Source organism: Rhizobium mongolense subsp. loessense (genome assembly GCF_900099775.1).
Classification (GTDB): Bacteria; Pseudomonadota; Alphaproteobacteria; order Rhizobiales; family Rhizobiaceae; genus Rhizobium; species Rhizobium loessense.
This window is the reverse complement of the sequence record NZ_FMTM01000006.1, coordinates 46,833-58,743: the sequence shown is the minus strand read 5'-3', so window position 1 is coordinate 58,743 and position 11,911 is coordinate 46,833. Positions and strand designations below refer to the sequence as shown.

At 57.6% G+C, this 11,911-nt stretch carries 13 protein-coding genes; 10 read left to right on the top strand and 3 right to left on the bottom strand.

Annotation, left to right across the window (positions count from 1 at the left end):
- Positions 1-16: 16 nt before the first annotated feature.
- Positions 17-493, bottom strand: coding sequence for a protein-export chaperone SecB (gene secB, locus BLP23_RS19680; RefSeq protein ID WP_022718412.1), 477 nt, complete (start codon positions 491-493; stop codon positions 17-19).
- A gap of 81 nt (positions 494-574) precedes the next feature.
- Positions 575-1,084, bottom strand: a complete 510-nt coding sequence (locus BLP23_RS19675) for an FxsA family protein (protein ID WP_092586545.1) — start codon at positions 1,082-1,084, stop codon at positions 575-577.
- A gap of 126 nt (positions 1,085-1,210) precedes the next feature.
- Here BLP23_RS19675 and BLP23_RS19670 point away from each other — a divergent pair, with 126 nt between their 5' ends.
- The 5 genes from BLP23_RS19670 to gyrB all read left to right on the top strand — a co-directional run bounded on the left by BLP23_RS19670 (position 1,211) and on the right by gyrB (position 6,533).
- Complete coding sequence (locus BLP23_RS19670) at positions 1,211-1,912, top strand: Tim44/TimA family putative adaptor protein (protein WP_028740146.1); 702 nt, start codon at positions 1,211-1,213, stop codon at positions 1,910-1,912.
- Entirely contained in the window at positions 1,909-3,027 is a 1,119-nt protein-coding gene (gene mltA, locus BLP23_RS19665) for a murein transglycosylase A (RefSeq protein ID WP_092586544.1), read from the top strand. The genes BLP23_RS19670 and mltA overlap by 4 nt, the downstream gene beginning before the upstream one ends.
- Positions 3,027-3,590 carry a Smr/MutS family protein gene (locus BLP23_RS19660; protein ID WP_092586543.1) on the top strand — a complete coding sequence of 188 codons (564 nt, stop codon included), beginning with the start codon at positions 3,027-3,029 and terminating at the stop codon, positions 3,588-3,590. The genes mltA and BLP23_RS19660 overlap by 1 nt, the downstream gene beginning before the upstream one ends.
- Positions 3,587-3,964, top strand: coding sequence for a helix-turn-helix domain-containing protein (locus BLP23_RS19655; RefSeq protein WP_092586542.1), 378 nt, complete (start codon positions 3,587-3,589; stop codon positions 3,962-3,964). Before BLP23_RS19660 ends, BLP23_RS19655 begins: the two co-directional genes overlap by 4 nt.
- Positions 3,965-4,097: 133 nt before the next feature.
- Complete coding sequence (gene gyrB, locus BLP23_RS19650) at positions 4,098-6,533, top strand: DNA topoisomerase (ATP-hydrolyzing) subunit B (RefSeq protein WP_092586541.1); 2,436 nt, start codon at positions 4,098-4,100, stop codon at positions 6,531-6,533.
- 53 nt (positions 6,534-6,586) lie between these two features.
- Here gyrB and BLP23_RS19645 read toward each other — a convergent pair whose 3' ends face one another.
- Positions 6,587-7,180: a nitroreductase family protein gene (locus tag BLP23_RS19645; RefSeq protein WP_092586540.1), complete on the bottom strand. Its 594-nt coding sequence runs from the start codon at positions 7,178-7,180 to the stop codon at positions 6,587-6,589.
- A 232-nt stretch (positions 7,181-7,412) separates the two neighbouring features.
- On the opposite strand from BLP23_RS19645, the gene BLP23_RS19640 reads away from it, so the two are divergent.
- The 5 genes from BLP23_RS19640 to BLP23_RS19620 all read left to right on the top strand — a co-directional run bounded on the left by BLP23_RS19640 (position 7,413) and on the right by BLP23_RS19620 (position 11,909).
- A complete protein-coding gene (locus BLP23_RS19640) occupies positions 7,413-8,255 on the top strand; it encodes a fumarylacetoacetate hydrolase family protein (RefSeq protein WP_092586539.1) in 843 nt (280 codons plus the stop codon).
- 205 nt (positions 8,256-8,460) lie between these two features.
- On the top strand, positions 8,461-9,732 hold the full coding sequence (locus BLP23_RS19635; protein ID WP_092586538.1) for a polyhydroxyalkanoate depolymerase: 1,272 nt from the start codon (positions 8,461-8,463) through the stop codon (positions 9,730-9,732).
- Positions 9,733-9,876: 144 nt separating this feature from the next.
- The gene (locus BLP23_RS19630) at positions 9,877-10,311 is read left to right on the top strand and encodes a DUF2852 domain-containing protein (protein WP_022718420.1); all 435 of its coding nucleotides are present in this window, start codon (positions 9,877-9,879) and stop codon (positions 10,309-10,311) included.
- 88 nt (positions 10,312-10,399) lie between these two features.
- Entirely contained in the window at positions 10,400-11,164 is a 765-nt protein-coding gene (locus BLP23_RS19625) for a M48 family metallopeptidase (RefSeq protein ID WP_092586761.1), read from the top strand.
- Positions 11,165-11,240: 76 nt separating this feature from the next.
- The gene (locus BLP23_RS19620) at positions 11,241-11,909 is read left to right on the top strand and encodes a phosphoribosylanthranilate isomerase (protein ID WP_092586760.1); all 669 of its coding nucleotides are present in this window, start codon (positions 11,241-11,243) and stop codon (positions 11,907-11,909) included.
- Positions 11,910-11,911: the final 2 nt, after the last annotated feature.

Genomic DNA, 11,911 nt, shown 5'->3' with positions numbered 1-11,911 from the left:
AGTCACGTGCTTCGAATCAATTTGTCTGCACCTTTGCGCGCGTCTGTTCTTCGGCGACGCGTTGCGCAAACATCTGTGCGAAGTCGATCGGGTCGATCATCAAGGGCGGGAAGCCGCCATTGCGCGTAACATCGGCAATGATCTGGCGGGCAAACGGGAAGAGCATGCGCGGGCATTCGATGAAGAGAACCGGCAGCATGTGTTCTTGCGGGAAGCCGGCAACGCGGAAGACGCCGCCGTAAACGAGTTCGGCATGAAAGACCGTCTTGTCGCCATCCTTGGCCTCGGCGTTGAGCGATAGCACAACGTCGAAATCCGTATCCGAAAGCGGATTGGCATTGACGTTGACGTTGATATTGATCGCCGGCGCCTTGTCGCGCGCTTGAAGCGAACGCGGCGCACCCGGATTTTCGAAGGAAAGGTCCTTCGTGTACTGAGCGAGAATGGTGAGGCTCGGGCTTGTCGTGCCGCTGCCGTTGTTTTCATCAGCCATTGGATTTTCCTCGAGGGGCATTGGATGTTGCCGCCATCTAACATTTCGGGAAAAGGCTTACAACCCTGGGCGAATCGGTCTCTACTCGCCGAGACGCTTGCCTGACCAGGGAGACTTGTTGTTAGGCTCGCGGCGATAATCGTCCTCATCAAGATCGACAACTTTTGAATCCGGCTTGGATTGGTTTCTAAATCCGGACGATTGCGACGCACTAGAGCCCCTCGTCGTCTCAACGATAACGAATCGCTTGCGGATGTAGTTCCAGGCAAGATCACGAACGGCAGGGATGAAAAGCGCGATGGCGATGATGTCTGAAATAAATCCCGGAACGATGAGAAGCAGCGACGCGATGACGAGCATGGCTGGCCGCAGAAGCTCCCGGCCAGGTATTACGCCGTTTCGCCCCTCGGTCGACATACGCTGCAGGATGCCTATACCCTGGCGACGAAGCAGAGCCATGCCGATCACACCACTCAGGACGACGAGACCAAGGGTCGCCAGTAGGCCGACTGCGCGCCCGACGATCACGAAGCCCGCTATCTCCGCCAGCGGCAGCAGCAGCACAAAACCTGGAAGCATTGCAAGTCGCATCGTCTCTCCAACCGGCGCTCGCCGGGCCTCAATGGCAATCGCAAGATTGCGGCTATTTGAATCATCTGTCTATGCGGACTATATGGGAGTACAAATCATAGATGTTAACGGTGGCTGCGGCACGATATGAGTTCAAACGACTTCATCACTTTGTTTTTCCTTGTGGCGGCGGTGCTGATTTTTTTCCAGCTCCGCAGTGTTCTGGGACGCCGCACGGGAAATGAGAAGCCGCCGCGCGATCTCTTTACGCCGCGCGATGCCGCCGGTCCTGAGCATTCCGATGCCGGCAAGGTCGTGACGCTTCCGCGCCGCGATACACCTGCAGAAGAAGAAGGCCGCTTTGCAGTGGTCGACGCTTTTGCGCCCCCCGGTACGCCGCTCAATGAGCCTCTTCGTGCGCTCAGTAAAGCCGATCCATCCTTTGCACCTAAGGAATTCTTGAACGGCGCGAAGATGGCTTACGAAATGATCGTCATGGCATATGCAGACGGCGACAGAAAGACGTTGAAGAATCTTTTGTCCCGCGAGGTCTATGAAGGTTTTGACGCGGCCATCGCAGATCGCGAGGCCAAGGGCGAGAAGGTAAAATCCACCTTTGTCGGCATCGATAAGGCGGACATCACACAGGTGGAAGTCAAGGGCAGCGAGGCACAGATTACGATCCGTATCGCCAGCCAGCTGATCTCCGCGACCTACGACAAAGCTGACAAGCTGATCGAAGGCGATGTCGAGAACGTTGCCGAAGTCAACGACATCTGGACATTTGCCCGCGATACGCGATCGCGCGATCCCAATTGGAAACTCGTGGCAACCGAATCGGAAACATGAGTGACGATAAAGCGGGCTTCGTTCTGCAAGCTGTCGGTTTCGATGAACTCAAGGGCTGGAAGGATGATGATCCCTCCAGCCTTTTTGAGGTCATGGAAGCGTGCCTCCAGCAAATTACCGGCACGAAACCCTACCGCACCGGATCGCTCGGCCTCAGCACCGACGATCTTTTGCCTCTGCTCGACGCAGCCCGAAATGCGAAACCCGCATCTGCTTCTGAAGCCCGATCCTTTTTCGAGCGGAACTGTCGGCCGTTTTTTATAAGAAAACTGGACGGCAGCCGGGGTTTCGTTACCGCTTTTTACGAACCGGAAATCGCCGTTTCCGACAAGCTCGATGCTACGTATCGCTTTCCCTTCTACCGGCGACCCGATGATCTGATCGAACTCGACAACAGCAACCGCCCCGTAGGCCTCGATTCATCCTATGCCTTTGGTCGCCTCCGGGATGGAGAGATAAGCGCCTATCCCGACCGGCAGGCGATCGACCAAGGTTTCCTCGACGGTCGGGGCCTTGAAATAGCCTGGGCGAAATCCAAGGTCGATGTCTTCTTCGTGCATGTGCAGGGCGCGGCGCGACTGCGCTACCCGGATGGACGGACGGCGCGCATCACATATACGGCAAAGGCCGGACATCCTTTCTCCGCTATCGGCAAGCTGTTGGTCGACCGCGGCGAAATCGACCGTGCGAACATTTCCATGCAGTCGATTCGCGCCTGGCTCGCAGCGCATCCAAAGCAGGTCGATGATGTTCTCTGGCACAATCGATCCTATATTTTCTTCCGCGAGGCGCCGGTTTCCGCCTCTAAAGCTGGACCAGTTGCTGCAGCGAAAGTGCCGTTGGTCGCCGGACGGTCGCTTGCCGTCGACCGCCTGATACATACCTTCGGGTTTCCCTTCTTCATCCGTTCCGAAAACCTGACCCATCTTGATAAGGGCAGGCCGTTCCAGCGCTTGATGCTTGCCTTGGACACTGGCTCCGCGATCGTCGGGCCCGCGCGTGGCGATATTTTTACGGGTTCCGGCGATGAGGCGGGCGAACTGGCGGGTACGGTGCGCAACGACGCGGACTTTGCCATCCTCATTCCGAACGCTGCGGCTGGAAGGTTCGGCTGATGACGAGAGACCGCAAGCTCAGCACGGACGAGAGAATTCTATGGGGCAAGGTTGCGCGAAGTACGCGGCCGCTCGCCGGCAAGAAGGGCGAGTTTACTGAACTCGATGCCTTCCTTGCGGAAACCGAAGCCGAGACCGGGAATGCCTTACAGAAATCGTCTGCTGAAACGGAAATACAAGCTGCAGCGCTGCCGGGGGCAGCGAAGCAGCCTTCCGGCACCCACCATCCACTGGAGCGGCCCGTCAAACGCAAGATCGCCAAAGGCAGGCTGGCACTAGAGGCGCGTATCGATCTCCACGGTCTCGTGCAAAGCCAAGCCCATGTCATGCTTCTCGACTTCCTCATCCGCGCGCATGAGCGCGGCATGCGGCATGTGCTGGTGATCACCGGCAAGGGCAGTTCGATGGGGAGCGAAGGTGCGTTGAAACGGGCTGTACCGCTGTGGTTTTCGAAGCCGGAGTTCCGCTATCTGATCTCGTCTTACGAAGCGGCTGCGCACCACCACGGCGGCGAGGGCGCGCTTTATATCCGGCTCTCCCGGCGGCAGGGGGACAGGTCATGACGCCGTTCGGCGAAGCTGTTCGAAAGCTTCGGGCGCGCAAAGGCGTGTCGCAGAAGCAGATGGCAGCGGCGCTCAACGTCTCGCCTGCCTATCTCTCCGCACTCGAACATGGGAGACGCGGCTTGCCGACCTTCGACCTGCTTCAGCGGATCGCCGGCTATTTCAACATCATCTGGGATGAAGCTGAGGAACTCTTCCTGCTCGCCCGCGCATCGGACCCGCGCGTAGTGATTGATACCGCGGGTCTACCCCCCGAATATACGGCTTTTGCCAATCGTTTGGCGGGCCGAATTCGCAACCTTGACAGTGCAGCTTTGGCCGAGCTCGCGGCTACGCTTGAAAATCTCGGCAAAGCTGACGGAAAAGCGTCATAATCCCCTGCTTTATGCCGGATTCCCAGGCTCTGCCATTGGGAATGGCGTCTAAAAACCCTATATTCCGAAATGAAAAAGGCCGGTGATTCGCAAGGCTCTCCGGGCTCCTAAAACAGGGAAATTCAAAGACAGCATGACCGATATAACAGCGACGGAAAACGGCGTTAACACCGAATATGGCGCGGATTCCATCAAGGTCCTCAAGGGCCTTGATGCCGTGCGTAAGCGCCCCGGCATGTATATCGGTGACACCGACGACGGTTCCGGCCTGCATCACATGGTCTATGAAGTCGTCGACAATGCAATTGACGAGGCGCTGGCCGGCCATGCCGACATCGTTACCGTCACGCTCAACCCCGACGGCTCGGTGACGGTGACCGACAACGGCCGCGGTATTCCGACGGATATACACACCGGCGAAGGGGTGTCTGCAGCCGAAGTCATCATGACACAGCTTCATGCCGGCGGTAAGTTTGACCAGAATTCCTACAAAGTTTCCGGCGGCCTGCATGGCGTCGGCGTTTCGGTCGTCAACGCGCTTTCGGTCTGGCTCAAACTGAAGATCCGCCGGCAGGGTAAGATTCATGAAATGAGCTTCACCCATGGCGTTGCCGATGCGCCACTCAAGGTGACGGGTGACGCGGGCAGCGACACAGGCACGGAAGTCAGCTTCATGCCGAGCACCGGAACCTTCACGATGACGGACTTCGATTACGGCACCCTGGAGCACCGCCTTCGCGAGCTTGCCTTCTTGAATTCCGGTGTCCGCATTCTGCTGACAGACAAGCGCCATTCGGACATCAAGCAGGAGGAAATGCGTTATGACGGCGGCCTTGAGGCCTTCGTTTCCTATCTCGATCGCGCCAAGAAACCCCTGGTCGACAAGCCTGTCTCTATCCGCGGCGAAAAGGATGGAATTACCGTCGAAGTCGCAATGTGGTGGAACGACAGCTACCACGAAAATGTGCTCTGCTTTACCAACAATATTCCACAACGCGACGGCGGCACGCATATGGCCGGCTTCCGCGCCGCGCTGACGCGCCAAGTTGTGTCCTATGCCGATAGCTCCGGTATTACCAAGAAGGAGAAAGTCACACTCCAGGGCGAAGACTGCCGCGAGGGCTTGACGGCTGTCCTTTCGGTGAAGGTGCCGGATCCGAAGTTCTCGTCGCAGACGAAGGACAAGCTGGTTTCCTCGGAAGTTCGTCCCGTCGTGGAAAGCCTCGTCAATGAAGCGCTCAGCACATGGTTTGAAGAGCACCCGAGTGAGGCCAAGGTGCTCGTCGGCAAGGTCGTAGAGGCCGCCGCGGCCCGCGAAGCAGCTCGTAAGGCCCGCGAACTGACGCGCCGCAAAGGTGCGCTCGATATCGCCTCGCTGCCCGGCAAGCTCGCCGATTGCTCCGAGCGCGACCCTGCGAAGTCCGAAGTCTTCCTCGTCGAGGGTGACTCGGCGGGCGGCTCTGCAAAACAGGGACGTTCCCGTGAAAATCAGGCGATCCTGCCTCTGCGAGGCAAGATTCTCAATGTCGAGCGTGCACGCTTCGACAAGATGCTCTCCAGCCAGGAAATCGGCACGTTGATTACCGCGCTCGGCACGGGCATCGGCAAGGACGAGTTCAGCGCCGACAAGCTTCGCTACCACAAGATCATCATCATGACGGATGCCGATGTCGACGGTGCCCATATCCGCACGCTTCTGCTGACATTCTTCTTCCGTCAGATGCCGGAGCTGATCGAGCGCGGCCATCTCTATATCGCCCAGCCGCCGCTCTACAAGGTTTCGCGCGGCAAGTCCGTTCAGTACGTGAAAGACGAAAAGGCGCTTGAAGATTATCTGATCGGCCAGGGCCTTGAGGATGCGGCGCTGAGGCTGGCAAGCGGGGAAGTCCGCACCGGTCAGGACCTGCGCGAAGTTATCCTCGATGCATTGCGCCTGCGTGCGTTGCTCGAAAACCTGCATTCCCGTTACAATCGCGCTGTCGTCGAGCAGGCGGCAATCGCCGGGGCACTGAACGCCGAAGCGGTCAGCGATCGTGCCAGGGCCGAACAGCTCGCGGCTGATGTCGCCAAGCGCCTCGACATCATCGCCGAGGAAACCGAGCGCGGCTGGGAAGGCGGCCTGACCAGCGAAGGTGGGTTGCGACTGGAGCGAATGGTCCGCGGCGTCAAGGAAGTCGTCGTGCTCGACATGGCGCTGATCGGCTCACAGGACGCGCGTCAGATTGATCAGCTCTCGTCGCGCCTCAAAGAAATCTACCAGAGCCCACCGGCGCTTTCGCGCCGCGACGGAGATACCGAGATTGCCGGTCCGCGCGCTCTGCTCGATGCAATTTTTGCCAGCGGTCGCAAGGGACTGACGATGCAGCGTTACAAGGGCCTTGGCGAAATGAATGCCGAACAGCTCTGGGAGACGACGCTCGACCCGAACGCCCGTTCGCTGCTTCAGGTCAAGGTAAACGACGCGACGGATGCCGATGGCCTTTTCGCCCGGCTGATGGGCGACGAAGTCGAGCCGCGCCGTGAATTCATTCAGGATAACGCGCTCAGCGTTGCAAATCTCGATATCTAATTGATTTCTTGTGCAAAAAGGCGCGTTCATGGCGCCTTTTTGTTAGGACAGAATCAATTGGCAATGAATCTTCCGTTGAAAGCCACCTCCGCAAGCGGCATGCGCTGGCTTGGCACTTCGCGTGCCTGGTTGCGCTCTGACAGAACGCTCTTGTCGCCAAGGCGGCCGACGGCTATGCCGGCCTCGACGCGATAGCCTTCCGGAATGGCGAAGGCTAGCCTGATTTCATCATGTTTGATGCCGCCCATGCCATGGGCGTAGAAGCCTGAAAAGCGTGCCTGAAGGGCGAGATGCCCCCACGCGGCACCAGCGTCGAATGAATGCGTATAGCGCGGCTTGTTCTCCGAGAAAGCGCCGCTGAAACTGCGAGAGACAACAAAGATCAATGCGCAAGCATTCTTTGCCCATTCCTGGTTCGATTCGACGAGCAGGCTAAGATGCTTCTCGAAATGTTCCGTGCCCTTAAGGGCGTAGATGAAGCGCCAGGGCTGCTGGTTGCCGGAAGACGGCGCCCAATGAGCTGCATCAAGGATCGTTAGCAATTGCTCTTCGGCTATGGTTTCGCCGGTAAAAGCACGTGGGGACCAGCGATCGAGAAACATCGCATCAATCGGATATTCGGATCTACGGCTATTGGCTTCGGTCATCTTGTTTCCGGACAGTGGTTGAGGGGTTGGAGCGAATGTATTGCCTGCCAACAGAACTTTGCAAGCAAACCCATTGCCGCAGATGTTTCTCACTTCATTCAATCCGGCGCGCCAAATCAGTTCCGGCGAAATTTTTAGCAATGCGTACCGCTTCAGCAAAAAGCCGTAATGACACGCTTAGTCGACTGGTCCATACGTGATGTTAGTCCGTTTTCGATGAGGAGGAGATTTTATGAAGCTGATGCGCGTTGGCGAGCCGGGTCGTGAAAAACCGGCGCTACTCGATGCCGATGGCAAGATTCGCGACCTTTCGGCGCATGTTTCCGACGTCGGTGGTGAGGCGATTTCGCCGGCCGGCCTTGCAAGAATCGCAGCGCTCGACGCGAAAAGCCTCCCGGAATTGGCTCCGGGCCGCATTGGTGCCTGTGTTGCAGGCACCGGCAAATTCATCTGTATTGGCCTGAATTTCTCTGATCACGCTGCCGAAACTGGCGCAACCGTTCCGCCGGAACCGATCATTTTCATGAAAGCCACCTCCGCGATCGTCGGTCCTAACGACAACGTCGTCATCCCGCGTGGTTCCGAAAAGACTGATTGGGAGGTCGAACTCGGCGTTGTGATCGGAAAGACCGCAAAATATGTCACCGAGGCCGAAGCGCTGGACTACGTTGCCGGCTATTGCGTCTCCAACGATGTCTCGGAGCGCGCATTCCAGACGGAACGCTCCGGCCAGTGGACGAAGGGCAAATCCTGCGACACCTTTGGCCCAATTGGGCCCTGGCTCGTTACAAAGGACGAGATCGCCGATCCGCAGAACCTCGGCATGTGGCTGAAGGTCAACGGCCAGACGATGCAGAACGGCTCGTCGAGGACGATGGTCTATGGGGTCGCTTATCTGGTCTCTTATCTCAGCCAGTTCATGTCGCTGCAGCCTGGCGATGTCATTTCCACCGGTACGCCACCGGGGGTGGGTATGGGTTTGAAGCCGCCGCGTTACCTCAAGGCTGGCGATGTCGTCGAACTTGGAATCGAAGGCCTCGGCACGCAGAAGCAGACCTTCGTCGCGGATCGCTGAAGCTGTCCGATCTTTAATAATTGTGAGCGTATCATTTGCCGGGAATCACTTTTCCCGGCATTTCTTTTTGCGACGCGGATGCCTATGTTGCTATGCAACAAATAAGCCTGTTACTCTCAATTGAAGTGCCCGCAAACGATGGAAAGAAGTAGATGGCCTGCCTGACGGCGCTGTCCTTTCCGGCAAAAGAAAGGTGGCGCAACTCATGTTTTATCAGCTCTATGAATTGAACCATGCAGCGATGGCGCCGTTCCGCGCTGCCGCTGATGCTATGCGGCTTGTTTATGCCAATCCGCTTAATCCTTTTTCGCAGACGCCGTTCGGCCGCACGATCGCAGCAAGTCTCGAGATGTTCGAGCGGACGACGCGCCGCTACGGCAAGCCGGAGTTCGGACTGAAGGAAACGGTGGTCGGCGACAGCAAGGTCGCAGTGCGTGAAGAGATCGTCTGGTCGCGTGCTTTCTGCAATCTTCTGCATTTTGCGCGCAACACGCCTTCCGGTCACCGCGATCCCCGAATCTTAATCGTTGCACCGATGTCCGGTCATTATGCAACGCTGCTTCGCGGTACGGTCGAAGCGCTGCTTCCGAGCGCCGATATCTACATCACCGACTGGGTTGATGCCCGCATGGTGCCGATGACGGACGGCACTTTCGATTTCGATGACTATGTCGATTATGTCATCGAGATGCTGCATTTTCTCGGCCCCGATACGCACGTCATTGCCGTATGTCAGCCCTCCGTGCCTGTGCTGGCCGCCGCCGCCGTCATGGAAGAGGCAAACGACCCGTTGTCACCATCGTCAATGACACTGATGGGCGGACCGATCGATACTCGCATCAATCCGACAGCGGTCAATAAACTCGCAGAAGAGAGACCGCTGACGTGGTTTGCCGAAAACGTCATCATGAATGTGCCATGGCCGCAACCAGGCTTCATGCGCCCCGTCTATCCGGGTTTCCTGCAGCTTTCGGGTTTCATGTCTATGAACCTCGACCGGCACGTGGTCGCTCACAAGGAGTTCTTCATGCATCTCGTGAAGAACGACGGTGAGCCTGAAAAGCACCGCGATTTCTACGACGAGTATCTTGCCGTGATGGACCTGACTGCGGAGTTCTACCTGCAAACGGTCGATCAGGTGTTCATGAAGCACTCCCTGCCGAAGGGCGAGTTGATTCATCGTGGCAAGCGCGTCGATCCGGCGGCAATCCGCAATGTCGCGCTGCTGACAGTGGAGGGTGAGAACGATGACATCTCCGGTGTGGGCCAGACGAAGGCGGCGCAGACGATCTGTGTCAACATCCCCGACGACATGCGCATGCACTACCTTCAGCCCGACGTCGGCCACTACGGCGTCTTTAACGGATCACGCTTCCGCCGCGAGATCGCGCCGCGTATCGTCAATTTCGTCCGCGAGCACTCTCGTTCTGGAAAACTCAGCGTAAAGCGTGTCATCAGGGGCGGCAAATCCGCCTGAGTTAGAGGATGCTGATTTAATCCTGCCTGTTCAAGGCCTTGTCCGATTTCGCGGGCAATCGTCTTGAAGGGTTGGCTAGCGGTAACCACATCGATTTTCAGCGTTCGGTATTCTGCCGGGCGCAGAAAGCGAGGATACCGCACGATGAACCAGTCAGCATTGCTTCGCCCGGATTGGACTCCGGCTACCGTTGCGTTGATGGTGCTCGGCTTCGTGGTCTTCTGGCCTCTGGGCCTGGCCATGCTTGCCTATATCATCTTCGGCGAGCGCCTTCGCGGTTTCAAACGCGAAGCGAATAACGCGACTGACGGCTTTTTTGCCGGCTGCCGCCGTTCGCATGGCCGCTACCGCCCGCATTTTTCGACCGGCAACGTCGCCTTTGACGATTGGCGGAAGGCCGAGCTTGACCGCCTCGAGGAAGAGCGCCGTAAGCTCGACGAAATGCGCGAAGAATTCGATACCTATATGCGCGAGCTCCGTCGCGCCAAGGATCAGGAAGAATTCGACCGTTTCATGCGCGACCGAAAGAATACAAAGCGCGATGATAATGGCCCGGTTGCCGAATTTCAGACGCCTTAACGTGTCAGTAGATGATCAGCAAACCGGCATCAGCGATGCCGGTTTTTCTTTGCCCGGATTTGTTGCGAATCGTATAGAAAAGGCGCTTATGTTTCCGCTCCTTTCCAAGCCGCGACGTACTGCTGTGCGAAAACCTGCTCCGCCCGAAACGCGGACGCTGGACGTCGCAGGCAGGCTGATGCCGCTCACGATCAAGCAGCATGATCGCGCAACCCGTATTACGCTACGCATCGAGCCCGGCGGCAGGGCGCTGAAAATGACGGTTCCGAAGGGCCTTGCACAGCGCGAGGTCAACGCCTTCCTCGACCGTCATCAGGGATGGCTGTTGACGAAACTGGCAAAGTTCTCCGTCGACAACACCCTTCACGATGGCGGCGAGATCCTGTTGCGCGGCATCAAGCATCGGATCGAACATACCGGCAGTCTGCGCGGCCTGACCGAGGCAGTCATAGTCGGCGACCGGCATGTGCTGAAGGTCAGTGGCCTACCGGAACATCTTGGCCGCCGGATCGCAACCTTTCTGAAGAAGGAGGCGCGCTCTGACCTTGAGCGGCTCGCGCACTTCCACGCGCGTTCGATCAAGGCACCGATCAAGTCGATCTCCATGAAAGACACGCGCAGCCGATGGGGCTCATGCTCGTCGGAAGGAAATTTGAGCTTTTCCTGGCGCGTCGTCATGGCGCCGGCCCCGGTGATCGATTATCTGGCGGCCCACGAAGTGGCGCATCTTAGAGAAATGAATCATGGCCCCCATTTCTGGGCGCTTTGCGAAAAGCTCTGCCCGCATATGGAAGATGCGAAATCCTGGCTGAAACGCTACGGAAGCCAACTTCACGCAATCGACTTTGATTGAGCGTTTAGCCGCGGTAAATTAAGCCTTGGTCGCAAATTGGCTCGACTCTTTTGCCTTTTCGTGTCACTTCGCTGCCATGAAACCCGATATCAAAATCTGCGGCCTGAAGAGCGCTGAAGCGATCGAGCGCGCGGTGAATCGCGGCGCAAACTATATCGGTTTTATCTTCTTCGAGAAAAGTCCTCGTTATATCGAGCCGGACGTTGCCGGAAAGCTTGCCGATCCTGTCCGCGGCAAAGCCAAGATCGTCGCCGTCACGGTCGATCCGACTAACGACGAACTTGATGAAATCGTTGCGCTTTTGAAGCCGGACATGATCCAGCTTCACGGCAACGAGAGCCCGGAACGCGTCTTGACGATAAAGGCTGTCTACGGTCTGGCGATCATGAAGGTCTTCTCCGTTCGCAGCGCCGATGATCTGAAGCGGGTTGAGGCTTATATTGGGATAGCCGACAGGTTTCTCTTCGACGCCAAGCCACCGAAGGGGTCGGAACTGCCCGGCGGCAACGGGGTTTCCTTCGATTGGAGCCTGCTCGGCCGGCTTGACGATGGCGTGGATTACATGCTTTCCGGTGGGCTGAACAAGGACAACATCGCCGAAGCGCTGACGATCACCAAGGCGCCCGGCATCGATGTATCCTCCGGCGTCGAAAGTGCACCCGGCGTGAAGAGCGTTGCCATGATCGATAATTTTTTCGACGCGGTCGAGAAGGCTTGTGAGCCTGAAACGGTCTCAGGGAGTTGAGA